The sequence below is a fragment of the Thiomicrorhabdus heinhorstiae genome (genome assembly GCF_013391765.2).
GTDB lineage: Bacteria > Pseudomonadota > Gammaproteobacteria > Thiomicrospirales > Thiomicrospiraceae > Thiomicrorhabdus > Thiomicrorhabdus heinhorstiae.
In genome coordinates this window covers 118119-142761 of sequence record NZ_JACBGI020000002.1, presented here as the reverse complement: position 1 = coordinate 142761, position 24643 = coordinate 118119, and the positions used below count along the sequence as shown (strand labels likewise).

Annotated in this window: 20 protein-coding genes; 10 read left to right on the top strand and 10 right to left on the bottom strand. The window is 48.4% G+C overall.

Going from position 1 to position 24643, the window contains the following annotated elements; translation table 11 throughout:
* Positions 1-50 precede the first annotated feature (50 nt).
* Positions 51-2789 carry a bifunctional [glutamate--ammonia ligase]-adenylyl-L-tyrosine phosphorylase/[glutamate--ammonia-ligase] adenylyltransferase gene (gene glnE / locus H8792_RS02445; protein ID WP_194947556.1) on the top strand — a complete coding sequence of 913 codons (2739 nt, stop codon included), beginning with the start codon at positions 51-53 and terminating at the stop codon, positions 2787-2789.
* A 112-nt stretch (positions 2790-2901) separates the two neighbouring features.
* On the opposite strand, the gene glnA is transcribed toward glnE, so the two are convergent.
* Positions 2902-4308, bottom strand: a complete 1407-nt coding sequence (gene glnA / locus H8792_RS02440; protein ID WP_194947555.1) for a type I glutamate--ammonia ligase — start codon at positions 4306-4308, stop codon at positions 2902-2904.
* A 350-nt stretch (positions 4309-4658) separates the two neighbouring features.
* On the opposite strand from glnA, the gene H8792_RS02435 reads away from it, so the two are divergent.
* From H8792_RS02435 to phoR, 6 genes are all read left to right on the top strand, one after another.
* Positions 4659-6929: an ABC transporter permease subunit gene (locus H8792_RS02435; RefSeq protein ID WP_194947554.1), complete on the top strand. Its 2271-nt coding sequence runs from the start codon at positions 4659-4661 to the stop codon at positions 6927-6929.
* A gap of 15 nt (positions 6930-6944) precedes the next feature.
* Complete coding sequence (pstA, locus tag H8792_RS02430; protein WP_194947553.1) at positions 6945-8585, top strand: phosphate ABC transporter permease PstA; 1641 nt, start codon at positions 6945-6947, stop codon at positions 8583-8585.
* Between the two features lie 77 nt (positions 8586-8662).
* The gene (pstB, locus tag H8792_RS02425) at positions 8663-9481 is read left to right on the top strand and encodes a phosphate ABC transporter ATP-binding protein PstB (RefSeq protein WP_194947552.1); all 819 of its coding nucleotides are present in this window, start codon (positions 8663-8665) and stop codon (positions 9479-9481) included.
* Positions 9482-9505: 24 nt separating this feature from the next.
* Positions 9506-10255 carry a phosphate signaling complex protein PhoU gene (phoU, locus tag H8792_RS02420; protein WP_194947551.1) on the top strand — a complete coding sequence of 250 codons (750 nt, stop codon included), beginning with the start codon at positions 9506-9508 and terminating at the stop codon, positions 10253-10255.
* Between the two features lie 15 nt (positions 10256-10270).
* Positions 10271-10969: a phosphate regulon transcriptional regulator PhoB gene (gene phoB / locus H8792_RS02415; protein ID WP_194947550.1), complete on the top strand. Its 699-nt coding sequence runs from the start codon at positions 10271-10273 to the stop codon at positions 10967-10969.
* Between the two features lie 2 nt (positions 10970-10971).
* Complete coding sequence (gene phoR / locus H8792_RS02410) at positions 10972-12267, top strand: phosphate regulon sensor histidine kinase PhoR (protein WP_194947549.1); 1296 nt, start codon at positions 10972-10974, stop codon at positions 12265-12267.
* 74 nt (positions 12268-12341) lie between these two features.
* Here phoR and H8792_RS02405 read toward each other — a convergent pair whose 3' ends face one another.
* Positions 12342-13925, bottom strand: coding sequence for an inorganic phosphate transporter (locus tag H8792_RS02405; protein ID WP_194947548.1), 1584 nt, complete (start codon positions 13923-13925; stop codon positions 12342-12344).
* Between the two features lie 245 nt (positions 13926-14170).
* On the opposite strand from H8792_RS02405, the gene H8792_RS02400 reads away from it, so the two are divergent.
* Positions 14171-15130: a PstS family phosphate ABC transporter substrate-binding protein gene (locus H8792_RS02400; protein WP_194947547.1), complete on the top strand. Its 960-nt coding sequence runs from the start codon at positions 14171-14173 to the stop codon at positions 15128-15130.
* 122 nt (positions 15131-15252) lie between these two features.
* On the opposite strand, the gene H8792_RS02395 is transcribed toward H8792_RS02400, so the two are convergent.
* Positions 15253-15504: a 2Fe-2S iron-sulfur cluster-binding protein gene (locus H8792_RS02395; protein WP_194947546.1), complete on the bottom strand. Its 252-nt coding sequence runs from the start codon at positions 15502-15504 to the stop codon at positions 15253-15255.
* 163 nt (positions 15505-15667) lie between these two features.
* Here H8792_RS02395 and H8792_RS02390 point away from each other — a divergent pair, with 163 nt between their 5' ends.
* Complete coding sequence (locus H8792_RS02390) at positions 15668-16498, top strand: ion transporter (protein ID WP_194947545.1); 831 nt, start codon at positions 15668-15670, stop codon at positions 16496-16498.
* Positions 16499-16585: 87 nt separating this feature from the next.
* On the opposite strand, the gene H8792_RS02385 is transcribed toward H8792_RS02390, so the two are convergent.
* Positions 16586-17101: a DsrE family protein gene (locus H8792_RS02385; protein ID WP_194947544.1), complete on the bottom strand. Its 516-nt coding sequence runs from the start codon at positions 17099-17101 to the stop codon at positions 16586-16588.
* Between the two features lie 179 nt (positions 17102-17280).
* On the opposite strand from H8792_RS02385, the gene H8792_RS02380 reads away from it, so the two are divergent.
* Entirely contained in the window at positions 17281-17583 is a 303-nt protein-coding gene (locus H8792_RS02380) for a BolA family protein (protein ID WP_194947543.1), read from the top strand.
* A gap of 4 nt (positions 17584-17587) precedes the next feature.
* Here the strand turns inward: H8792_RS02380 and H8792_RS02375 are convergent, their stop codons facing one another.
* From H8792_RS02375 to H8792_RS02350, 6 genes are all read right to left on the bottom strand, one after another.
* Entirely contained in the window at positions 17588-18154 is a 567-nt protein-coding gene (locus tag H8792_RS02375; protein ID WP_194947542.1) for a hypothetical protein, read from the bottom strand.
* A gap of 5 nt (positions 18155-18159) precedes the next feature.
* The gene (locus H8792_RS02370; protein WP_194947541.1) at positions 18160-19026 is read right to left on the bottom strand and encodes a symmetrical bis(5'-nucleosyl)-tetraphosphatase; all 867 of its coding nucleotides are present in this window, start codon (positions 19024-19026) and stop codon (positions 18160-18162) included.
* Positions 19026-19847 (bottom strand): 16S rRNA (adenine(1518)-N(6)/adenine(1519)-N(6))-dimethyltransferase RsmA, encoded by an 822-nt coding sequence (gene rsmA / locus H8792_RS02365; protein WP_194947540.1) that lies wholly within the window; start codon positions 19845-19847, stop codon positions 19026-19028. Before rsmA ends, H8792_RS02370 begins: the two co-directional genes overlap by 1 nt.
* 23 nt (positions 19848-19870) lie before the next feature.
* Entirely contained in the window at positions 19871-20854 is a 984-nt protein-coding gene (gene pdxA, locus H8792_RS02360; protein ID WP_194947539.1) for a 4-hydroxythreonine-4-phosphate dehydrogenase PdxA, read from the bottom strand.
* 86 nt (positions 20855-20940) lie between these two features.
* The gene (locus tag H8792_RS02355; protein ID WP_194947538.1) at positions 20941-22248 is read right to left on the bottom strand and encodes a peptidylprolyl isomerase; all 1308 of its coding nucleotides are present in this window, start codon (positions 22246-22248) and stop codon (positions 20941-20943) included.
* Positions 22249-22257: 9 nt separating this feature from the next.
* On the bottom strand, positions 22258-24597 hold the full coding sequence (locus H8792_RS02350; protein ID WP_194947537.1) for an LPS-assembly protein LptD: 2340 nt from the start codon (positions 24595-24597) through the stop codon (positions 22258-22260).
* Between the last annotated feature and the right edge of the window lie 46 nt (positions 24598-24643).

The following is a 24643-nucleotide window of genomic DNA, read 5'->3' as shown; positions in this document are numbered from 1 at the left end:
CAAACGGATTCGAATACCGGCGTTATAAAGGATTATAAAAGGGAGATGACATGCAGGTATCAATGCAGAAAGCACTAGAGTGGAGCCCATATGTTGAGCGGCAGTTAAGCCGTTATTCTCAATTGCTTGAGACCGCTTGTTGGGAAAATGCTTACGCTGACGGGGAGCTTTTTCAGGAAGTTTATGATGATTCGATTGCTGCGGAGAATGATGCTGAATTAATGAAGCGCTTGCGCTTGAAACGTAATCATCAAATGACAAGGATTGCATTGCGTGATTTGATGGGGCTGGCGGATTTGCAGGAGACTTTGGCGGATTTGTCCGATCTGGCGGACGCGTTGGTAAATGCGGCATTGGACTGGCATTATGAACGCTTTTGCCAGCGTTACGGAACGCCGATTGGGCGTGATTCCGGTCAGCCGCAGAAGTTGCTGGTTATCGGCATGGGGAAGCTGGGTGGTCAGGAGTTGAATTTTTCCTCGGATATCGATCTCATTTTTGCATACCCCGAAGGAGGTGAGACGCAAGGTGCGGCACGTTCTATCTCTAATGAGCAGTTCTTTATTCGCCTGGGGCAGGCGTTGAATAAGTCTTTGGTTGAAGTGACGGTGGATGGATTTGTGTACCGGGTTGATATGCGCCTGAGACCTTTCGGTGATGCGGGGCCTTTGTCGGTCAGTTTTGCTTCTTTGGAACACTATTATGAAATTCACGGCCGAGCCTGGGAGCGTTACGCACTTGTGAAAGCGCGGATTATGGCCGGTGATGCTGCTTTGGGTGAGGAGTTGTTTTCGATTCTTAGGCCGTTTGTTTATCGCCGCTATGTCGATTTCAGTGCAATGGATTCGCTGCGCGAGTTAAAGCAGATGATCAGCGATCAGGTCCGTAAAAAAGGGATGCTGAATAATATTAAGCTTGGTGCCGGCGGAATTCGCGAAGTTGAATTTATCGTGCAGGCTTTCCAGCTGGTGCACGGTGGGAGAGATCGAAGCCTGCAAGGGCGGAAACTTATGCCGATGCTGCAGCGGTTGGCGGAGAAAGGTTACTTGTTGCCGGAAGTGGCGGCCAGACTGTGCGAAGCTTATGTGTTTTTGCGCCGTGCCGAGAATCGTTTGCAGGAGTGGAGTGATCAACAGACGCACGAGTTACCGGACGAAGCGAATCGACAGCTGGCTTTGGCCGAAGCGATGGGCTTTGCTGATTACGAGCGTTTTTTACAGGAGCTTGGTAAACATAAGTCTCTGGTAAGTGAGCAATTTGCGGCTGTTTTTGCCGAGGAAGAGGTTGAGCAGCGTGACGATGTCAGTCGGCTTTGGCTGAGTGAAGGTAGTTTCGAAGATGAAACATTGCTCGCTGATTGGGAAGAAAATCGCCGCGATCTGTTTCTGGCTAAATTGGATGAGTTCAAATCTTCTCGTTTGCTTAAGAATTTAAGCAAGGATGCTCTGGAGCGTTTTAATGTGGTGGTACCGTTGATTCTGCATCAGATGATTGAGCAGAGTTCGAATGAAACGACATTGGGGCGCGTGATTTCTGTATTGGAAGCGATTGCCAAGCGTAGCGTCTATCTGGTTTTGCTAAAAGAGAACCCGCAGGCGATCAAAAATCTGATTAAGTTATGTGAGATCAGTTCGTGGCTGACTGATATGCTGGTGAAGTACCCGGCATTGATGGATCAGTTGCTGGATGAGCGGACTTTGTATGAGCCTTTGATGGCGGAAGAGCTGAAGCTGGAGGCATGTCGGATTCTGAATGAATATTCCGATGACGAAGAGACATTTATGCTGGAAATCCGTCAGTGGCGTCATGCTCAGGTGTTTCGTGTTGCGGCGGCAGATGTAACCGGTCATGTACCGATTATGAAGGTCAGTGATTATCTGACTTGGATTGCTGAAGCCGTGCTTGAAGTCTGCGCCGAATATGCATGGCGTTTTATGTGTAAGAAAAGCGGTTTACCTGGTGGTATGAGTGAGTCGGATCGCAATCCTTTCATGGTGCTTGGGTACGGAAAGCTTGGCGGTATCGAGTTGGGGTATGGTTCCGATCTGGATATTGTCATGCTGTATGAGGGAGTGTCGCCTTCTGAAAAAGCGACTTCTGCGAATGGACGTCAGTTAGACAATTCGGTGTACTTTATCCGCATGGGTCAGAAATTGATTTCATTGATTACGACCTTGATGCCGGCAGGGGTGTTATACGAGTTGGATACACGTTTGAGACCGAACGGTGCCTCGGGGATGATGGTAGTCAGTTTCGATGAGTTTGAAAAATACATTGAAAACAAGGCTTGGACCTGGGAGCATCAGGCGTTGGTCCGGGTCAGGGCTGTAGTTGGTAACGAACGGTCGGTTGCACGTTTTAACGAGTTTAAGGAAAACTTTCTGCGGCGTGAACGTGATCTGAAAGATCTGAAAACCGAAGTGATCGAAATGCGTAATAAAATGCAGGAAGCGTTGGATAAGTCAGATTCGGAACAGTTTGATTTGAAACAGGGGCGTGGCGGAATTGTCGATATCGAATTTATGATGCAGTTTCTGGTTCTGGGTTATGCTGATGCTTACCCGCAATTGTGCCGTTACAGCGATAATATCCGCATTTTGGAAGCGGTAGCCGAGTGTGGTTTGTTGGACAAAACGCAGGTGGATGCCTTGACGGAAGCTTATAAAGTCTATCGCTCCAAATATCATCGACTCTCATTGCAGAATGAAAAGCCGCTGGTTGGCGATAGTTGTTATCCGGATGAAAGACAGGCGGTAGTTGAGGTCTGGCAATCTTTGATGATGTCTTGATCTAAGTCCAAGCAGATATATTTGATTGTCGGAGTTTGTAATACATGCTTTCAATTCCGATTGCGATAAAAAAACCGGGCATTGCCCGGTTTTTTTGTCAGTACCGAATCTCTTATAGAGAGTAGTACATGTCGAATTCGATTGGGTGAGTAGTCGCGCGGAAACGAGTAACTTCTTCCATTTTAAGATCAATGTAAGAGTCAATTGCTTCATCAGTGAATACACCGCCCATTTTCAAGAATTCGCGGTCTTTATCTAGTTCAGATAGCGCTTCATCTAGAGAGTTACAAACAGTTGCGTAGGTCGCTTCTTCTTCCGGCTCAAGATCGTATAGGTCTTTTTCTGAAGGCTCGCCTGGGTCGATCTTGTTGATGATACCGTCAAGACCCGCCATCAAGCACGCAGCGAATGCCAAGTATGGGTTTGCAGTCGGATCAGGGAAACGTAGTTCAACACGACGTGAACGCTCAGAAGGAGCATATGGGATACGGATAGATGCTGAACGGTTAGAACCTGAGTAAGCTAGAAGAATCGGCGCTTCGAAACCAGGGACCAGACGCTTGTAAGAGTTGGTACCAGGGTTGGTGAAAGCGTTCAAAGCACGAGCATGCTTCATTAGACCACCGATGTACCAGATCGCTTCTTGAGAAAGACCTGAGTAAACGTCACCAGCGAAGATGTTTTTACCGTCTTTAGATAGAGACTGGTTAATGTGCATGCCAGAACCGTTGTCACCAACGATTGGCTTGGGCATGAAAGTCGCTGTCTTGCCTAGAGCGTTACAGGTGTTGTGTACCGCGTACTTAAGGATTTGAACTTCGTCTGCTTTAGCAGTCAGAGTGTTTCCGCCTACAGCTAGCTCGCATTGACCGGCTGCAGCAACTTCGTGGTGATGAGCTTCCAATTTAAGGCCCATGGCTTCAGACATCGCGCAGATGTCGGCACGTACTTCGTGAAGTTGGTCAACAGGAGGAACCGGGAAGTAACCGCCTTTAACTTTTGGACGGTGACCCATGTTACCGTCATTGTAAACTTTTTCAGTGTTCCAAGCCGCTTCATTACCATCGATTTTTACGAAGCTACCAGACATGTCCGCACCCCAGCGAACATCGTCAAAGATAAAGAATTCTGGTTCCGGACCGAAGAAAGCGCTATCTGCAACACCGGTAGATGCCAGGTAAGCTTCAGCTTTCTTAGCAATACCGCGAGGATCTTTCTCGTAAGATTCCATGGTTGAAGGTTCAACGATCATGCAACGAATGATCAAAGTTGGATCGTTGGTGAAAGGATCCATGTAGTAACCGTCAGTTTGCGGCATAAGGATCATGTCTGAGTTGTTAATGCCTTTCCAGCCAGCGATAGAAGAGCCGTCAAAAGTTTCACCGTCTGTGAAAAAGTCTTCGTCAACTTTAGAAGCAGGGATGGTGACGTGCTGTTCTTTACCGATGGTGTCGGTGAAGCGAAGGTCAACCCATTTGACTTCGTTTTCTTGCATTAAATCAAAAATAGCTTGTGGCATTTCTATGTCCTTTTAAAGCTGTGGATTGAAAAATAAACAGTGTTGATGATAGCGGGAATCATGCCAGCTTTCCAATAAAATTTTCAAATAGACTAAGGGTTTGATTTTGCACGTGCTTTTGCTTATTTGTGGGTAAGTGGCCTGTTTTGTAGTGCGGGCAGCTGTTCTTTTTTGGTGCATTGGTTGTTAAATTGTGGTGAATTGTTAGCAGGCTGCCGTTGGGTGGAAATAATGAATGTGACAGTTTTATTACAAAATGGCTAATTGTTTGCAAATTTGCAATTTTGTTGTCATATGCAATTGCTATATTAGCGGGCAATTCTCTATTGGTTTTTTGAAGGACCCTGTTTATGAGTTCAGCTGTTGATAGTGCTTTGGATAAAGCTTTAAAAGGTCCAGGGTTCGAACGCCGCATAGCGCGTCGAAACTTGAAAGATCGTCTTTCTCGCTATGGGGTAACCTTCGGCGGGATAGGGGTTATTTTCTCGGTTCTTTTGATTATGTTCTTTTTGGTGTACGTTGTATTGCCGTTATTCGTGCCGGCCTCTGTTCATAAACAGGGCAGTTTTGCCATTCCGGGGCAAGTGGCGGACAAGTCGCTTTATTACGGAGTTGATGAGTATCAATCTTCGGCAGTACGCTTCACCGAGAGCGGAAAAATGATCGGTTTCAACATGGAAAACGGTCAGATTGCTTTTGAGGATATGCTTCCGATTGAAGGACACAAAATAACCGCTTTCACAATCGTCAACGAGATTCAAAATGAGATTGCATTCGGATTGGACGACGGCCGACTTCTGATTGCGAAATATGGTTATAAGGTGACTTATCCGAACGATAAGCGCACAATTACTCCGAATATCACTTTCCCGTACGGTGAAGAGCCGATGGAAATCGCCGACGGTGAGATTACCCATCTGGCGATGCGCGACGGCGAATCGGAGATGAAAATCGCCTATCAGGCAAGCGGTTCTAATGAATTACACGTTAAGCTGTTCTCAAAAACCGAGTCCATGTTGAGCGATACCATTACTCTGGAAGAAGATTCCAGCGGTTCGGTTGCCAGTGATATTCAGGCTAAATGGTTGTTGTTGGACGGTAGCGGACGTAATCTGTATGCCGTCGACGAGCAGGGGAAAACGGGTTACTTCAATCTTAGCGATCCCGAGAGTCCTGAATTACAGCAGACTCTTTCCTTAATGAAAGGGGATGAAAAACCGACAGTTGTTCGCTTTCTGTTGGGTGATTATTCACTGATGGTCGGTACCGACCACGGCCAGGTATATCAATGGTTCCCGGTGCGTAATGCCAATAACGTTTTCGAGCTGACCTATATTCGCTCTTTCGATACCGGCAGCAGTGCAATCAAGTCAATTGCCATCGAGAAAAACCGTAAAGGTTTTGCCATTACCGATGCCGCCGGTCAATTTCAATTGTTCCACTCTACGGCCGAGCGTCATCTGAATACGCAGCAGGTTTCCGATAAAGCCCTTGGTTTGACGATACTGGCCCCGCGCGCTAATGGTGCGATCGTTGAAACTTCCGATGGGCAGTTGGTGCATTATGAGATCGATAACGAACATCCGGATGTCTCTTTCTCCAGTCTATGGGGTAAGGTCTGGTACGAAGGCTATGAAGAGCCTAGCTTTACCTGGCAGTCTTCTTCAGCCAGTGCGGATTTTGAACCTAAATTTTCTTTGACGCCTTTGACTTTCGGGACCATTAAGGCGGCGTTGTATTCGATGCTGTTTGCCGTGCCGATTGCCATACTGGCTGCAATCTATACGGCTTTCTTTATGGATAAGTCGACTCGTCAATGGGTTAAACCTTCCGTTGAATTAATTGAAGCCCTGCCGACGGTAATTCTCGGTTTCCTGGCCGGTTTGTGGCTGGCGCCTTATATGGAATCGCATCTTCCGGGCTTCTTTGCCATCTTTATCGTGGTACCGTTTGGAATTATTTTGTTCGGTTACGGCTGGACTAAAGTTCCGAAGGTGATTCGTCAAAAGATTCCTGTCGGTCGTCGTGCGGTATTAATGATCCCGGTAGTGATTTTCCTGGGCTGGTTTGCGCTGCAATTAAGTACACCATTAGAAAATGCTTTGTTCGGTGGCGATATGCGCCACTGGTTGACCTATTCGGCGGGTATCGATTTCGACCAGCGTAATGCGATGGTTATCGGTTTCGCGATGGGATTCGCTTTGATTCCGACCATTTTCTCGGTCGCTGAAGATGCGATTTATAACGTGCCGAGTTATCTGGTAAATGGCTCCTTGGCATTGGGTGCCAGCGGTTGGCAAACTATGGTCGGAGTCGTTCTTCCGACAGCCAGCCCGGGGATTTTCTCGGCAATCATGCTTGGTTTCGGTCGCGGTGTCGGTGAAACCATGATTGTGTTGATGGCCTCCGGTAATACGCCGTTGATGAGTGTGAACCTGTTTGAAGGGATGCGTACTTTATCCGCTAACCTAGCGGTCGAAATGGCTGAAGCCGAGGTGGCGAGTTCGCATTACCGCGTGTTGTTCTTGGCCGGTCTGGTTCTGTTTATTTTCACCTTTGTGTTTAACACCCTGGCGGAAGTCGTGCGTCAACGCATGCGTCGCAAGTACGGTTCACTGTAGGAGTCGGAGAAAAATATGAAAACATGGTTTAAAAAAGGTGAACACTGGATCTGGATGAGTTCCGCATCTGTTGCCGTTAGTGTTGTTTTGGTCTTTGGCTTGATCGCCATGATCTCCTATAAAGGTTTGATCCATTTCTGGCCGCATGCGGTTTATGAGTATCAGTTGAAGCAGGGTGAGGCGACTGAAACTCTAGTGGGTGAATTACGCGACACCAAGTTGAAAGAGTTCAAGAACCCGCAAACCGGCAAGCCGGAGCACATTTCTCAATACCTGGTCAAAATGGGGAACCGCGACCTGTACGGCATCGATTTCCGTTGGATCAGTGGAAGTGATCTGATTTCGAAAGAAGAAAAGCTTGCCGACAATATCGTGGTAATCGAGCGTTACGAGTACGGTAATGTTTATGGCTGGCTGAATCAGTTTGCGATCGACGGTAAAACCTATCAGGGTGATAAGGATATCGAATCCATCCTCGCCGAGCAGGTTCAGAAAGGTAGTGATCTGCATGCCGAAATCAAGCACATTGAGAAAATCGAAATCGGTGCCGTTAACTATAAACTTGAGCAGTTGCGTCTGGATGAAAAGCGTCTGCGTGCCAATCATGAATACGATGATGAAGCAAAGGTGAAGCTGGCTCAGGAACGAGCTGAGTTACAGAAAGAGTTTGAACAGCATCAGGCTGAAGCTCAGGTTCTTTATAAGCAGTTAGATTCTTTGGGTGAGTTGACGGTCAAAGTCAGCGGCGGTCAGAGTATGCAGGTTCCGGTACGTAAAATCGTTGAATTCTGGCAGCCGAACAATATGTCGTTTGGCGAAAAAGTCGGTTTCTTCTTTCATGGGATCGGCCGCTTCTTGAGCGAAGATCCGCGTGAAGCCAATACTGAAGGGGGAATTTTCCCGGCGATGATCGGTACCATTACCATGGTATTGCTGATGACGGTTCTGGTTACGCCGATGGGCGTTATCGCAGCGATTTATATGCGTGAATACGCGAAAGACGGCCCTTTGCTTCGTACGGTGCGTATCTCGATCAATAACCTTGCAGGGGTACCTTCAATCGTATTCGGTATCTTCGGTCTCGGGTTCTTCGTCTACATTATCGGAGGATCGATCGATGAACTCTTCTATGGTTATGCTTTGCCGAGCCCGACCTTCGGTACACCGGGTCTATTGTGGGCAGCCTTGACCATGGCGTTATTGACTCTGCCGGTGGTGATCGTTTCTACCGAAGAAGGACTGTCGCGTATTCCTCGCTCACTACGTGAAGGTGGTCTGGCTCTTGGTGCGACCAAGATCGAAACCATTACCCGAATTGTTTTGCCGATGGCTACTCCGGCGATTATGACCGGTTTGATCTTGGCGATTGCCCGCGCTGCCGGTGAGGTTGCTCCTTTGATGCTGGTCGGTGTCGTCAAGCTGGCGCCTGAATTGCCGGTTGATTCGATCGCACCGTTTGTGCACCTCGATCGTAAGTTCATGCATCTTGGTTTCCATATTTATGATGTCGGCTTCCAAAGCCCGAACGTTGAGGCTTCACAGCCGTTGGTGTATGCAACCTCCTTGCTATTAGTGATTATTATCGTTAGCTTGAATTTAGGAGCGATCTCGATTCGTAACCGCCTGCGCGAAAAATATAAAGCACTGGATAACTAAGCGGATAATGCGATTTAAAGTTTGATACTGAATTTGAATTGGCAGCGATCGAGTCGTTGCCCTATGAGGATTAAGAAATGAGTGAAAATAACGTAAGTATTGTTATGGATCGAGAAGATCGCAAGCTTTCCCTGGAAAATGAAAATATCGCCATTGAAGTTAAAGATTGGGATCTCTACTACGGTGATAAGCGTGCGTTGCACAGTGTGACCATGTCGTTACCTGAACATCGTGTTACCGCCTTTATCGGTCCGTCAGGTTGTGGGAAATCGACGCTGTTGCGTTGCTTTAACCGAATGAATGATTTGATCGACATCGTGAGTACCGAAGGCGAGATGACCTTGCATGGCGATGATATGTATTCCAAAGACATGGATGTTGCCGCTTTGCGCCGTCGCGTTGGGATGGTGTTCCAGAAACCGAACCCTTTCCCGAAATCAATTTACGAAAATGTCTGCTACGGTCTGCGTCTGCAGGGTATCAAAGACAAAGCGATTTTGGATGAGTCGGTTGAGTGGGCTTTGAAAGGTGCCGGTCTGTGGGAAGAAGTTAAAGATCGTTTGAACGAAAATGCCTTGGGTCTGTCCGGTGGTCAGCAGCAGCGTCTATGCATTGCACGCGCGATCGCGATCAAGCCTGAAGTGCTGCTTTTGGATGAGCCGACATCGGCGTTGGACCCGATTTCGACTTTGGCAATCGAAGAGCTGATTTTCGAATTGAAAAAAGACTTTACGATTCTGATCGTAACCCACAATATGCAGCAGGCAGCGCGCGTTTCCGACTATACTGCGTTCATGTATATGGGGGAATTGATCGAGTATACTGACACGGACTCTCTGTTTACCAATCCTAAGGTCAAGCGCACCGAAGATTACATTACAGGTCGTTACGGTTAAGAATAATTTTTGAGGAGATAACTTATGCAAAATTCTGAATACAACCGTCATATTTCTGAGCGCATGAACCGTAACCTGGAAGACCTGTTTAACCAAGTATTGGAAATGGGCGGTCTGGTTGAACGCCAGCTGGAACATACTATTGAAGCCCTTAAATGCGACAATAAAGATATTATCCAGGAAGTAAACCGTATTGACAAAATCATCAATAAAGAAGAGATGGAAATCGATCGTTTAAGTGCCGGCGTTCTTGCCCGTCAGCAACCGACTGCATCCGATCTGCGTTTGATTATTATCGCGATCCGTATCGCGGTTGATCTGGAACGGATGGGTGATGAAGCGGTAAAAATTGCCAAATTGGCTGGTGTTATGGCGGATACCCCATACGGCTGCCAGACAATGCCGGGTTATCGGGCATTGATGGAAATGACGGTTTGCGGTATGGATATGTTGTCCAAAGCGATGGATGCGTTTGCTAATCTTGATCTGGCGAATGTCGTAACTATCGTTGGTGACGAAGAGCGTATGGATGTTGCGCTTCAAGAAGCGATGGCAGATATGGAAGAGGCATTTTCCTCTTCGGATATCGAATGTAAATATCTGTTGGAAATGGTTTTAGCCCTGCGTGCCAGTGAACGAATCACCGACCATGCGGCGAACATTGCCGAAAGCATGGTGTATTTGACCGAAGGTAAAGACGTTCGTCATATGAATACTGAAAAACTGTCGCAATTTATGGCAGAATTAGAAGCCGAAAATTCATCGGAATCTTAAAGCGGAGAAATCGATTTGGGCCAAAAAACCATTCTAATCATTGAAGATGAGGCCGCCATTCGCGACATGTTGAAATTTACGCTCAACTCTTCCGGCTATCAGGTTCTCGAGGCCGAAAATGCCGAAGAGGGAGGGAAGATTGCCTTGGATACTCAGCCTGATCTGATTTTACTGGATTGGATGCTTCCGGGTATTTCCGGAGTGTCCCTGGCTCAGCGACTTAAACAGAGTGATAAAACTGCCGCCATTCCGGTGATCATGTTGACGGCACGCGGAGAGGAGGAAGATCAAGTCAAAGGTTTCGATGCCGGAGCCGACGACTATGTCGTTAAGCCTTTTTCACCGCGTGCTCTGGTTGCCAGGGTGCAAGCGCAATTGCGCCGCCAGACGGTCGATAAGAAGAACAGCGACCGCTTGGAAGTAGGTCGTATGACGCTGGATCTCAGCAGTCACCGCTTTTTTGTAGATGACAATGAGATCAAGCTTGGGCCGACTGAATTCAAACTGGTGCAGTTTTTTATCTCGCATCCGAACCGGGTTTATTCTCGCGCCCAGTTGCTCGACCAGGTATGGGGGGTGAATATTGTGGTTGAGGAAAGAACCGTCGATGTGCATATCCGCCGCTTGCGCAAGCTGTTGGAGCCGGTTGAAGTAGCCGACTATATCCAAACGATTCGCGGAGCTGGATACCGTTTTTCGGTTGTCGAGGATTAGGTTTGCTGTCTGCAGGCGTTAAGCGCGAACTGACCTGGATTATTGGTGCAGTCTGGGGATTGTTGTTTTTCGCTTGGCTCACCGATTGGTGGCTGCAATCTCTATTTCTTTTCATCATTGTCTATATCGGCCGCCATCTATGGAGCATGCACCGCTTCGAGAAATGGATGGAAGGCAGTACCCATCGAGTTTTTCCTCCGGCTTCCGGTTTATGGAGCGAATTAACCTATCAGGTTTCCAAAAAGCAACGCGCCTTGGAAAAGCATGCCGATCTTTATCTGTATAAATCCGAACAGTTTAAAGCGGCATCCATGCTGATTCCGAATGCGATTGTTTCTCTTGATCAGCATAATGAAGTGGAGTGGTTTAACCAGCCGTCGAAAAAGATTCTCGGCCTGCGTCATCAGGACATCGGCCGCAAGGTTGAGGGGATTATCCGCCAACCGGAATTTTTGCAATATTTCCGTCTCGGAAATTTCGACTCTCCGTTGATTATTCACGCATTGCGCGGTAGTCGTCGCACCTATAAAGTGCAGATCATTTCATATTTCGAAACGCACAAATTAGTGGTCGCCAGCGACATTACCGAGCTTTACCAGCTGGCGCAGATCCGTCGCGACTTTATCGCCAACGCTTCTCACGAACTTCGTACTCCTCTAACGGTATTGAAAGGTTATCTGGAATTGATGAGCGATATGCCTGGCGAGCGGAATCCTCAATGGGATCTGCCGCTTGAGCATATGACGACCCAGGCGGTACGGATGCAGGCGATCATTGAAGATTTGTTGACCCTGTCGACAATGGAGGCCGACTCGATCAATGCGGAGTCCGAACCGGTCGATGTTCCGGAGATTCTGAAGCAATTAGCGATCGAAGCGCGTCAGCTGGGGAGTGACGAGCATAAAATCGTCTTTGAAATCGATACCCATTTATGGTTGAAAGGTTATGCCGAACCGCTAAAAAGCGTCTTTATGAACCTGGTTGCCAATGCCGTGCGTTATTCGCCGGAAGGCGGAGAGATCAAGGCACGCTGGTATCAGGATAAGGAGGGCGTGCATTTTGCCGTCAGTGATCAGGGTTTGGGGATTGCGCAGGAGCATATTCCTCGTTTGACCGAGCGTTTCTATCGGGTTGACAAGGATCGCTCGCGTGGAACCGGCGGGACCGGTCTGGGGCTGGCGATCGTCAAACACGTCTTGGAAAAGCACCAGGCCCATCTGCACATAGACAGTCTATTGGGGAAAGGCAGTACTTTCCGCTGCGACTTCCCGGCTAAATTTGCTTTGAAGGCAAAATAAAAAAGCCCCCGAATCCGTTTGGATGCAGGGGCGTTGCGGGCCGGTGATACGGCCTTATTCGAAAGACTTGCTGATTATGGCAGCATCATGCCGCGAATCGCAAAGTAGAACAGAGCCGCCAGTAGAGCCGAAGCCGGAACGGTGATCAACCAGGCGGCGACAATTTTCAAGAAGGCCGAGCGCTTAACCAACTCTTTTTGATAGACCTTGTTCAGGGATTTGCGTTCTTTTTTGCTTAAGGAAATTTCCGCAGTTTTCGATTTCAACTGGCTCAACAGGAATTTCTTTTCCGCCAGAGAAGCGGATGAGAAACGTTTGATGAACTGTTCAACCATCTCTTCGTCGGCCCCTTGATGGTGGTCGCGAATCTCCTGAATCGCTTTAGCGTAGCTGCGTTTTAAATACTCGCGCAGGAAACCGACCCCGAAAATCCCGCCGACGGCAATATGCGTCGAACTGACCGGCAAACCGAGTTGCGAAGCGATAATGACGGTAATTGCCGCCGCCATCGCAATTGAGAAAGCTCGCATCTGATCCAGCTCGGTGATTTCCGAACCGACCGTGCGAATCAGTTTTGGACCGAACAGTAAGAGCCCCAAGCTGATACCGATTGCCCCGATCAGCATGATCCATAGCGGAATTTCCGCTTTGGTCGAGATGCCGTGGTGCTGGATAGAATCGTGAATTGCCGCCAGTGGCCCGACGGCGTTGGCAACGTCATTGGCGCCGTGGGCAAAACTCAACAGGGCAGCAGCGAAAATCAACGGAATGGTAAACATCGAGTTAACCGCTGCCTTCGGAGTAATCATCTGGAGTTGCATCTGATCCGCCTGGCGCTGAATCTGCGGTTTAACCAGAAGGTAAACGGCAACGGCGACACCCAGACCGATTAAGGCTGCGGTCAGGAAGTCGACTTTCCAGAGATGTTTCAAACCTTTTAAAACCAGATAGGTCGCAAAAGACCACGCCATGATTGCGATCAGTAACGGTAATAATTTCTTGGCGGCATCGATCATGTTCTCGCGATAGGTGATGCCGCGTTTAATCCACATCAGGAAGCCGGCAGCGATGATCCCACCTATAACCGGTGAAATCACCCAGCTGGCGGCAATCGCTCCCATCTTGTCCCAGTTGGCGATCTGCCAGCCGGCGGCGGCAATTCCCGCTCCGAGTACACCGCCGACGATCGAGTGAGTGGTGGAAACCGGCGCGCCGATTGCGGTTGCGATATTCAACCAGATAGCGCCGGCCAGAAGAGCCGCCATCATTAACCAGATAAAGGTCTCTGGATCACTGATCAGCACCGGATCGATAATGCCCTTTTTAATTGTCGAGACGACATCTCCACCGGCAATCAGGGCGCCTGATGATTCGAAAATTGCCGCGATGATAATGGCTCCGGTTAAGGTCAGAGCTTTGGAACCGACCGCCGGTCCGACATTGTTGGCCACGTCGTTGGCGCCGATGTTCAGGGCCATATAGCCGCCGATCATGGCTGCTACTACCAGCTCGACACTCAAGGTAGCGTTGTTTACCGGCAGGCTGGAAGTGAATAGCAGAATTAGAGTTATGAAGAGGATGACGGTACCAAAACGAAACATCTCTTTGCGTCCGCGAGAGGTGGCGTTCTCGATATCGTTAATATCACGAAATTCCATAAATAACGGCTCTTTGTATGATTGAGGTTGATCGGGTGAATTGTATAGAAAAAGGCTGTGAAAGGGGGAGTTTTGTTACAAAAAGATGACAGTAATGCTCGGTTTTTTTCAGAATGATTTGAGTTTTGCAGCTGGGAAAAGTGATTTGTCATTTTCCTGTAACATTTGTGTCAAGTTAGTTTTATGTTGCCTTCTTATAATTTGCTTCACCTTTTGGATGCTGTTTCAACTTTGGAGAACGACAGATGAAAAAAACAAATCTTCTATTAGCAATGGGACTGGCAGCAGTTTCTTTTGCACCAGCTTCGGCATTTGCTGAAGACCTGCCTACTTATGAAAAAGTTTCTGGTATTTCCGGTAACCTTTCTTCAGTAGGTTCAGATACTCTTGCTAATTTGATGACCTTGTGGGCAGAAGAATTTAAGCGTACTTACCCTAACGTTAACATTCAAATTCAGGCTGCAGGTTCTTCAACTGCTCCTCCGGCTCTAACTGAGAGCACTTCTAACATCGGTCCTATGAGCCGTAAAATGAAGTCTAAAGAGATCGAAATGTTTGAATCTAAGCACGGTTACAAGCCAACTCCTATCGCGGTTGCAATCGATGCTTTGGCTGTTTACGTCAACAAAGACAACCCAATCAAAGGTTTGACTATTCCTGAAGTTGATGCGATTTTCTCTTCAACTCGTAAATGTGGCTATAAAGAAGACGTAACGACTTGGGGTCAAGTTGGTGTTGAAGGTGAATTGGCTAGCAAAACGATTCAGCTTTACGGACGTAACTCTGTTTCCGGTACTTACGGTTACTACAAAAAACACGCTCTTTGTAAAGGTGACTACAAGTCTTCTGTAAACGAGCAACCTGGTTCAGCTTCTGTTGTACAGTCTGTTTCTGCTTCATTGAACGGTATCGGTTACTCTGGTATCGGTTACAAAACAGCTGGTGTTAAAGCAGTTCCTCTTTCTAAGAAAGAAGGTAAGCCATTCGTTGAAGCAAACACTGACAATGCTGTAAACGGAACTTACCCTCTATCTCGTCTGTTGTACGTTTACGTTAACAAGGCGCCTAACAAGCCACTTGAGCCTGTTGTAAAAGAATTCGTTAAATTGGTTCTTTCTAAGAAAGGTCAAGAAGACGTAGTTAAAGACGGTTATATCGCGCTTCCTCACAAGGTAGCGATGGAACAGTTGGCTAAAATCCAATAAGATTCCGGTAATCGCTTAAAGAAAAACCCTGCTTCGGCAGGGTTTTTTTATGCCTGCAGGAAATTGCCGGCAAGTATCAAGTCCGCATAACCTGTCGGCCATGCGACTCTTTTGCTTGGGTTCTAGATCACTTCAATCACGACATCGGTTAGCGGGATGACGCTACAGGTCAAGATTTCACCTTCGCCCGGCTCGTAGATCGGCGTTTGAATTTCCTCGACTTCACCGGAAATCAAACGTACGGCACAGGCTCCACAGTTGCCGCCGCGACAGCTATAAGGCATGTCGAACCCGTTTTCGTCCAATGCTTCCAGCATCGAGAATTGGTCGTCGAATTCGCATTCGCCCTGTCCAATGACTTCAATCTTTGCCATGATAAACTCCGCTACAATGTGTAATAAAAAAATCTTATTTTAACAATTTCGCCGCGCGGTTTTTTAAGTAAAATACGCTCGATTTTCGGTTCGTTACAGTGGCTTTCGGGCTCAGTTCTACTGTACCGGGCGGATGACGATTAATTTTTTAAGGGTTATATGCATGACTTGGGACGCTTTTAAAGAAGGTTTTCAAAGAATTCGCGACAATAAAATTTTTGAAATGTTTGTGATCGCGGTCATTCTGTTTTCGTCGTTGATGATCGGGATTCGCACTTACCAGCTAAACGAAACCGCGTCGACGATTTTGATCTTTTTAGACTACGCGGTCACACTGTTTTTCCTGGTGGAGATATTGATTCGCATGGCGGCCGAAGATCGTCTGCGCGACTTCTTCAAGAAGGGCTGGAATATTTTCGATTTTATTATCGTGGTCGTGAGTTTGATTCCGCTTGACGATTCCGAGTATGCCTTGATCGCGCGTATGCTGCGTCTGTTCCGTGTTATGCGTTTGATTTCTTTTATTCCGGAACTGCGAGTCTTGGTAACGGCTCTGATCAACGCTTTACCGCGAATGGGCTATGTCGCTTTGCTGATGTTTATCATCTTCTATCTGTATGCGGTCATCGGTAATTTACTCTTCTCGCAGATCAATCCGCAGTTGTGGGGGGATTTGGGGATCGCTCTCCTGACGCTGTTCCGTGTCGCAACCTTTGAAGACTGGACCGATGTCATGTACGAGACCATGACTGTCTACCCGCTGAGCTGGATCTATTATGTGACCTTTATTTTCTTCTCGGCTTTTGTCTTCCTGAATATGATGATCGGGATTGTGGTTGAAGTTCTGGATGAAGAACATAAAAAGATGGAAGCGGAAAAACTCGGTGATAAGCAAGAGGAGATCATGGATTCGGAACGTCAGTTGGCAGAAGAGGTCGCCAGTCTGCATGCCAAGATCGATCTGCTTCTGCAGGCACAAGAGGCGAAAAAGTAAGCCTGACATAGCGGTTGATATGAAAATAAAAAGCGGAGTCATATGGCTCCGCTTTTTTGTTTTGGGTGTTTCATTTAAGGCTGAGAGCTACCAGACAACCAGTTTATAGCCGTTTTCCTGCAATTCCATCAAGGCTGCGGCACCGACATCAGCATATTCGGCAAACGGGCGGATATCCTTGTCGGTCCAACCGATGGTATTCATGGTACTGCCGCAGGCGATCCAGCGAACTTTATAGTCCTTGGCAAAACTTTCAACACGCTGATAATTCAGCGGTTCGACATGGCGTTGCGGATGGGTTGCCAGCGCATGAATTCCCGGGCCGATGACAACCACCGAAATCTCGACATTGTCGCCGTATTTTTTAATCATCGCCTGGATCGAATTCAAAATATGCAACTGATACTCCTGATCGGCATGGTTCCACATATAGACGACTTTGTGTTCGGCCGGATCGCCGGGGAAGCGGTCACTTGGCGGATGCTGCATTTCCGGAACCGGTTTTAATTTATAGTTGCTTTGGACAGGTTCGTCGGCGTGACCTGCAAGGCTGATAGAGCTTAGGCAGAGCAGTAGTACCGCTCCCAGTTTGAATCGTCGCATGGTTCGCTCCTGAGTGTGTAAAGAGATACAATAATCGAGCCTTTGATTATACATCGTGGAAAAAGTATGGGTAAAATCGCTTTTTGTTAATCAAGTTCTATTTGTCGATAAATTAGCTTGATAGTTGATTTACAATGGGCGCACTTTTTCCAATCAAAAACCGCGTTTAGGAGTTCGGAATGTCTTTGCAGCAGCAGATAGAAGAGGCGATTAGCCAAGGGTTCGAAGTTGAATGGATGGCGCTGGAAAACGAGAGTCATCAGCATGCGGGTCCTGCGACGGAGTCGCATTTTAAATTGACTCTGGTCAGTCCGCAATTTACGGATTTAAGCCGGGTAAAACGTCAGCAGGCCGTGTATAAAATTTTGCAGGATTTAATGCCGCAATTTCACGCTTTGGCATTGCATACCTACTCGCCGCAGGAGTGGCAGAAACGCGGTGAATCCGCGCCTCAGTCTCCCAAGTGCGGCGGCGGGCATTAAGTTTTTAGATTTCAACCTGTACCTGGGTTTCCTGCTGGGGTTTGGTTTGCGGGTAGCTTAGGTGCCAGTAACTGCGAAAGGCGTCGTGATCGAGGTGTCTTTGTAGATGTTGGATCGCTTTGGCGTAAGGCACGATATAGAAGAAGTTCTGCTTGCTCAAAGCGCGTACCAGATGTTGGTATTTGTTAGGAAGAAAGCTTTTGAAGTGCGGTAGAAAAGCGTAATCGGTTTCGGTTTCGGCGATATGATTCAGAACTTGAATTCGAGCTTTTCGATCGAAGCTTTTGTCGTAAAATTCGACGATTTTGCCGATCCAGTAAACCAGCAGGGCGCTGATCAGGAAACTGACAACAAAACGGTCGCTTAGGAAAGTGCCGATTAAGGTCATGCTGACCAATAAAATTGCGCTGACCGGAATGGTGAAAGCGCTGATCCAGTTGCGTTTACCTCTAAGGTTTTCGGCAATGCGCTCGGTTTCAAAACTGTTCGGTTCGATCGCGTACAGTCGGTTCAACATCTGATCTGCTGTCGGCACTTGATCTTCAGGAAAAGGAAGCGGTTTCTTGGCCATAAATATTATGAACCCTTCTGTTTGGCTTTGTTTTTCAGTTTCGGTTTTTGCTGCTGAGGGCAATCGACGGTAATCCGTTTTTTCTCTTCCAGATGATAGGCTGTCAGGCATCCACCCCATAAGCAGCCGGTGTCGAGAGCATGGATCTGATAAGCATCCACCGCGCCGAGCGTCGACCAGTGGCCGAAAAAGACTTCGTAGTCCTTGTTGCGGCGATTAGGGAAGACGAACCATGGTTGCCAATCGCTCTGTGCATCCTGCGGCGCGCCCTTCTGTTTGAATTCCAGTTTACCGTTGCGATCGCAGTAACGCATGCGGGCAAACGAATTGACAATATAGCGGATTCGATCCCAACCCTGCAAGCCTTCAATCCATTCATCCGGCTGGCTGCCGAAAAGATGTTCCCTTAAAAAGGTCTGCCAATCATCCGCCTGTAGATGCACTTCGACTTCCTTGGCATAATTCAAGGCTTCCTGAATGCTCCACTGCGGCGGTATGCCGGCATGCACCATGGCAACCTGATAGACAGGGTGCTTAACCATCAACGGCTGGTGCCTCAGCCAGTCGACCAGTTCGGCGACATCAGGGCTTTGCAATACATCGTCGATGCTGTCCGATTTGGAAAGAAATTTATCCAACCCGCTGTAGGCAGCCAACAGATGAAAGTCGTGATTGCCAAGTACCATATCGGCTTTACCCGCTTCGCAGAGTTCTTTTACGAACCGCAGCGATTCCAGCGATTTCGGACCGCGATTGATAATATCGCCGACAAACCAGAGATGATCCTGTTCGCGCTGATAATCCAGTTTCTGCAATAGCCGCTGCAGCTCGTCAAAACAGCCGTGGACGTCGCCAATGATATAGGTTGCCATCAGTGATCTGCCTGTTTTAGTGCAGTGTAGGAATTGGCCAGTTTGACGAACTCTTCAACGCTTAGAGTCTCGGCGCGACAGCCGGGGTCGATATCGCAGGCTTCGATCTGTTCGTTGTCCATCCAGCCTTTCAGATTGTTGCGCAGGGTTTTGCGTTTCAAACTGAAGGATTGTTTGACGACTTCGGCAAACACTTTTTCATCGTCGGCCAGAAAAGGTTTTTGACGGTGCGGGATCAGGCGCACAATTGCCGAATCGACTTTAGGCGGCGGGTCAAAGTTTTCCGGGCCGACGGTAAACAGGTATTCGGTTTGGCAGGCGTATTGAATCATAACGCTGAGGCGACCGTAATTTCGATTGCCCGGCTCGCTGCACAAACGATCGACCACTTCTTTTTGCAGCATAAAGTGCATATCCTGAATATGTTCGGCATAGTTCAGCAGGTGGAACAGCAGGGGGCTGGAGATGTTGTACGGCAGGTTACCGACGATACGCAAAGGACGTTCATCGATCAGCAGGGTGGAATAATCAAACGCCAAGGCATCGGTATGATGTAGGTGAAACGCCGGTTTGGCGGCGAAACGAATTTTCAGGGGGGTGATCAGGTCATTGTCGATTTCAATGATTTCCAATCGATCGACAACATTGATCAGCGGTTCGGTCAGTGCAGCTTCACCCGGTCCGATTTCCACCATATGATCTTGAGATTGCGGGCGGATCGACGCAACGATCCGGTCGATAATTCGGCCGTTGTTAAGGAAGTTTTGGCCAAACTGTTTTTTATGTTTGTGGCCGCTAGGTTTTTTAAAGTCTCTACTCATGCAACGTCCTTTTCGATATGTTTCTAGGCCGTTTTTGCACCGATCATCTGCTGAGCAACTTCGATTGCGTAGCGGAAACTCTGTGGATCGGCTTTACCGGTTCCAGCCAGGTCCAGCGCGGTGCCGTGGTCGACGGAAGTGCGGACAAACGGCAGGCCGAGTGTGATGTTGACGGCATTGCCGAAGCCCATATGTTTTAGAACCGGCAAGCCCTGATCGTGATACATCGCCAAAACCGCGTCGGCTTGTTGCAGGTATTTCGGTGTGAACAAGGTATCTGCCGGTAGGGGGCCGCTCAAATTCATGCTGTTTCGGAATTCTTGCATCACAGGTTCAATGACTTCAATCTCCTCGCGCCCCATATGACCGCCCTCACCAGCATGCGGATTCAGTCCGGCCACTAGAATGCGTGGATGGTCGATGCCGAACTGCTCACGTAGCGAGCGGTCGGTAATGCTGAGGATCTCGCGCAACAGTTGCGGCTGAATTGCATCGGCAACGTCCTTCAACGGCAGGTGAGTGGTCGCCAGAGCGACACGCAGCCCGGGGGTTGCCAACATCATGACGACACGGTCGGTACCGCTCTCTTCGGCAAGCAACTCGGTGTGCCCGCTGAAAGGGATGCCGGACTCATTAATTACACCTTTATGGATCGGGCCGGTCACCATTCCGGCGAATTCACCGCTCATGCATCCGTGGATAGCGCGTTTGAGCATTCTCAGAACATAGTCGGCGTTCAACGGGTCCAGTTGGCCGCTGACGACTTCGGCGTTCAACGGCAAGTCTTCGACCAGCATTTGTCCTTTTCGACTTGGGTGCGGGGGTTCCCCTGCTTGATAATCCAGTAAGTCAACCGGCAGTTTCAGTTGTTGTGCACGGCTCTCCAGCAGAGTCTTGTTAGCCAGTACGACCAGTTCGACAGGCCAGTCCTGTTGCGCGAGCATCAATACTAAATCCGGGCCGATTCCGGCCGGTTCGCCAGAGGTGATGACCAGTCTTGCAGTCATAGCTTTGAGTGTCCTAGGTTGATTCTGATTGGTTCGATCCGCTCTGTGAGGAAGTTTATTTCGCGGCGGATCGAAAACGGATGTGGTTAGGCGCCCTTATCGTCGTCAAGTTTGATCTGGATAAAGGCTTCGTCTTTCAAGCGGCGCAGCCATAGATCGAACATTTCGTTGGCTTTGCGCATACGAATCGCCTGAACCGCTTCCTGAGTTTCGTTTTCGGTAGCAAAAACTTTACGTTTGTCTTCAAGGAAAATGATTAACCAGCCTTGCGGAGTGGCGATAGGAGTCAGAGCGTGATTCGGCGCCAGTGTTTTAACATGTTCGCGAAGCGCATCAGGAATCGCATCCAGAGTTCGCCATCCCAGATCGCTGTTGGCGTTCAGATCGCTAGGCAGGTCGTTGAATTCGGTGCTTAAAGCGTTGAAATCTTCCAAGCTCTTCATATTGGCAGCAATGTCGGCAATATTCTGCGGTACTTCCTGGTTTTGTGCATTGTCGCTCAGTACCATGAAGCGGTGCAGATGGTACTCTGTTACTTCGCCGCCTGCAGCTTCGCGCTCTTCGTCAAGTTTGATCAGATGGAAACCGCTCGGACTTTCGATGATCTGGCTGATGTCGCCCGGTTCCAGTTTCAATACCTGTTCGGCAAAGAAAGTCGGTACCTGATCCTGTTTCAACCAGCCAAGGTTTCCGCCTTCCAATGCATGGCCGCCGTTGGAGTAGCGCACTGCCAGCTTGGAAAAGGATTCTCCGGACAATAGCATCAAACGGATTTTTTGAATTTTTTCCAAAGCCTGCTGGCGCTGCATCGGAGTTGCCGACTCCGGTAAGGCGATCAGAATGTGGCTCAGTTTGACCTCGGTATTGCGCTTCGACAGCTTTTGGCGTTTCAAATAGTGTTTGATTTCACTTTCCGAGACGTGTACCTGACTGATCACTTCAGCCTCGCGCAGTTTCTGAATCAGGATCTGATCGCGAATTTTGTCGCGGATTTTTTCAAAACCGTTTTCCATTTCCAGATTTAGGCGGTTACGCAGTTGGAAAATGGTCATTTTATTGCGCTGGGCAATTTTTTCCAGTTGCTGATTGACTTCTTCGTCTTCGGCTTTCAGTCCAAGAGCGGCAGCTCGATCCAGCTGAACGTCTTCCAAGATCAAACTATCCAGAACTTGCTGTTGCAGGGCTTTGTTATCGGTTACCGGAATGTTTTTGGCGGCCAGCTCTTGCGATTTTTCGAACATGCGCTCGGTGAGTTCGCTTTTTAAAATGACGCGGTCGTTGACGACGGCGACTACACGGTCTAACAGGACATCGGCGGATGCCAGAGAGGGAAAGAGTGCATAAACAAAGCTGAAGCTAAAAAAGAAAAAGAGAGAATGAAATCGGTTCTTCATCGGGGGTCTCTAATAATTGAATTTATTGGCCAAATCGTTTTTAAAACGGTTTCCGTTTGAACTCAAGCCTTTCAGCTCAAACTGCATTTGAAAGCCATCATTATACAAGCCATTTTCCAGTTGTGTACGTTCCGCCACAAATTCTGCCGCCCAACAGCAACTGTCATAGCGGAATCCGAGGTTGGTTTCATACAGTCGTTCGGCTTTCAGGTCATATTCAACGTAACCGCCAAGCTGCCAGTTCTGGTCAAGCTGGCTGTAACCTCCAGCCGATACCGTATCGTTCAGCGAACTGTTTTGCGGATGACGGTAGTGGCTGATCAGAAGTTGTTGTTTCGGTGAAGGTTGCCAGCTGAAACGCGATGAACTGCCTTGTAGCGAGCCATCATTTTCATCCACCAGCAAAGTCGAACTGATATACAGCTGAGGGCTTCCGATACCGGCTTTGAGATAGTAATCGGAACGGCGGTCGGTTATCGTTGCCGGCGAGGTTTCTACTCCGACTTTTCGATCGGCAAAGTAGAACATCTGACCGATTCCGAAATCCGCCACCTGCTGGCCTTGTGCATTCTCGAACTGAGTGGTTAGGGCAACACTGACGCGGTTGTCGTCACCAACCCGGTCATTCCCGCTAAAGCGATTCATTGCAAACAGGTTGCTGAAATCCAGACTGCGTTCCTGGGTGTCGAAAATCGGCTGACTGCTTTGATCTTCATAAGGTACATATAGGTACTGTATTTTCGGAATCAAGCTTTGCCGGTAGCTTTCACCAAAAATTTGTGCGGTGCGCTCGAATACCAGATGAGCGTCCAAAGCAAACTGCGGAACGGCGCTGGTCGGTTCAGAGTCCGATGGCTGATTCTCCAGATCATATTTGACCATCTGCGAGGCGGCGGTTGCGGTAATGCCGCCGTAGGTTTTTTGTTTGCTCCACACCAGGCTCGGATTCAAATGGTAACGGTTGCCGACTACATCCGAATTCGGATTGTCTTCAAGATCGAAGCGAACCGCTTGACCGGAGAGGTTAAAGTCAAACCAGCTTTCCGCCTGGTAGAAATTGAACCCGACCTCCGGACGCTTCTCATAGTTGGTCGGGGCATTTTGCAATTTCAGGAAACCGAACATGGTCGCGTAGGCGCTGAAGTTACGGCTTTGATAATCGACACGGGCAAAGCGCGGTGTCTGGGTTTTATTCTTGAGTGCTATGTCGACCGGAATGTCGTTGAAGAAGTGTGGATCGGACACTTCAATCCATTGCAATTGACTGCTGAAACCATGTCCCCAGTTCTGACGCGCCGAGATCGTACCGCGCCAGCGCTCGGCCTGCTTCTTGCCGTAAACCAGATCACCGTTGCTGTCGGTGCTGACCAAACCGTCACGAGCGGTCAAGTCGTCGTTCAGAAAGCTCAGATTGATCACCGCCGAATGCTCGATGGCTTTATGTTTGCCCATGTAACGGAATTCATTATCGAGCACCAGACCTCGCTGGGTCATAGGCATCAACGTCAGGGTGTCGTCCATATTCGGAGCGATATTGAAGTAATAGGGGACTTTTAAATATTGCGAAGGATCGGTTTGAGTTAACGATTTATAGCTCCCGCCTTGCGGGAACAACAGACCTGAAGCGCGATCGTCCAACGGATAGTTGAAATACGGCGAGTAAAAAATCGGCACGTCTTTGAAATAGAAAACCGCGTCCTTGGCGATGACTCTGCGTGAAGATTGATCAACTGTCAGACGGTCGACATTGATAAACCAGTCGGTCTTATGCTGTTTATCGATCGGGCAGGTACTGATTGTGGTTTTTTCCAGAACGGCTTGGCCATCTTCCTGGCGGTACTGAATTTTCTTCGAAGAACCGTGCGCTCGGCTCGGCAGCAGCTGGAAATGGGTGTCGTTCAGCTGCGCGCCTTTTGGCTGATCTTTTAAAACGGCATTTTTGGCACTGACCAGTATATCTTTGCTTTGCAGTTCTACGCCGTCGGTAAATTCCGCTTGGCGGCTGTTACGGTCGTAGTCGACACTCTGGGCTTTGACTTGAAGCTGATTCTGCTGATAGACGACGTCGCCTTCAAAACGATAGTGATTGCTGTCCGGCTGCAACAGACGGCTCGCTTCAACTTTGCGTTCATCACTGTTTTGATCGTTAAACAACTTTTCTTCAACCGGAAAAATCAATGCCGGCAAGCAAGATCCGTCGATCTCGGCCGCTTGCGTCTGCATGGGAATACCGCTGCTCAAGCCGAATAGGCAAGCGCAGACCGCATTGTACAGCGCGCGTCTAGGTGGTAGCTTGCAGCGGAAAAAGGCGTGTTCGGTTGGTTGCTGTTGTATGTGAAGATTTGACATCCGGGCCAGAATCATGAATTATTCGTTGTTGCTTATTTTAACCGAG

Excerpts from the sequence above, each read along its gene's own strand:
- H8792_RS02355 (WP_194947538.1), bottom strand. The coding sequence starts at position 22,248 with ATGAAGAACCGATTTCATTCTCTCTTTTTCTTTTTTAGCTTCAGCTTT.
- H8792_RS02400 (WP_194947547.1), top strand. The coding sequence starts at position 14,171 with ATGAAAAAAACAAATCTTCTATTAGCAATGGGACTGGCAGCAGTTTCT.
- H8792_RS02385 (WP_194947544.1), bottom strand. The coding sequence starts at position 17,101 with ATGCGACGATTCAAACTGGGAGCGGTACTACTGCTCTGCCTAAGCTCT.
- pstA (WP_194947553.1), top strand. The coding sequence starts at position 6,945 with ATGAAAACATGGTTTAAAAAAGGTGAACACTGGATCTGGATGAGTTCC.
- H8792_RS02390 (WP_194947545.1), top strand. The coding sequence starts at position 15,668 with ATGACTTGGGACGCTTTTAAAGAAGGTTTTCAAAGAATTCGCGACAAT.
- phoU (WP_194947551.1), top strand. The coding sequence starts at position 9,506 with ATGCAAAATTCTGAATACAACCGTCATATTTCTGAGCGCATGAACCGT.
- H8792_RS02375 (WP_194947542.1), bottom strand. The coding sequence starts at position 18,154 with ATGGCCAAGAAACCGCTTCCTTTTCCTGAAGATCAAGTGCCGACAGCA.
- H8792_RS02350 (WP_194947537.1), bottom strand. The coding sequence starts at position 24,597 with ATGTCAAATCTTCACATACAACAGCAACCAACCGAACACGCCTTTTTC.
- pdxA (WP_194947539.1), bottom strand. The coding sequence starts at position 20,854 with ATGACTGCAAGACTGGTCATCACCTCTGGCGAACCGGCCGGAATCGGC.
- glnE (WP_194947556.1), top strand. The coding sequence starts at position 51 with ATGCAGGTATCAATGCAGAAAGCACTAGAGTGGAGCCCATATGTTGAG.
- H8792_RS02370 (WP_194947541.1), bottom strand. The coding sequence starts at position 19,026 with ATGGCAACCTATATCATTGGCGACGTCCACGGCTGTTTTGACGAGCTG.
- H8792_RS02380 (WP_194947543.1), top strand. The coding sequence starts at position 17,281 with ATGTCTTTGCAGCAGCAGATAGAAGAGGCGATTAGCCAAGGGTTCGAA.
- H8792_RS02405 (WP_194947548.1), bottom strand. The coding sequence starts at position 13,925 with ATGGAATTTCGTGATATTAACGATATCGAGAACGCCACCTCTCGCGGA.
- glnA (WP_194947555.1), bottom strand. The coding sequence starts at position 4,308 with ATGCCACAAGCTATTTTTGATTTAATGCAAGAAAACGAAGTCAAATGG.
- H8792_RS02435 (WP_194947554.1), top strand. The coding sequence starts at position 4,659 with ATGAGTTCAGCTGTTGATAGTGCTTTGGATAAAGCTTTAAAAGGTCCA.
- rsmA (WP_194947540.1), bottom strand. The coding sequence starts at position 19,847 with ATGAGTAGAGACTTTAAAAAACCTAGCGGCCACAAACATAAAAAACAG.
- H8792_RS02395 (WP_194947546.1), bottom strand. The coding sequence starts at position 15,504 with ATGGCAAAGATTGAAGTCATTGGACAGGGCGAATGCGAATTCGACGAC.
- pstB (WP_194947552.1), top strand. The coding sequence starts at position 8,663 with ATGAGTGAAAATAACGTAAGTATTGTTATGGATCGAGAAGATCGCAAG.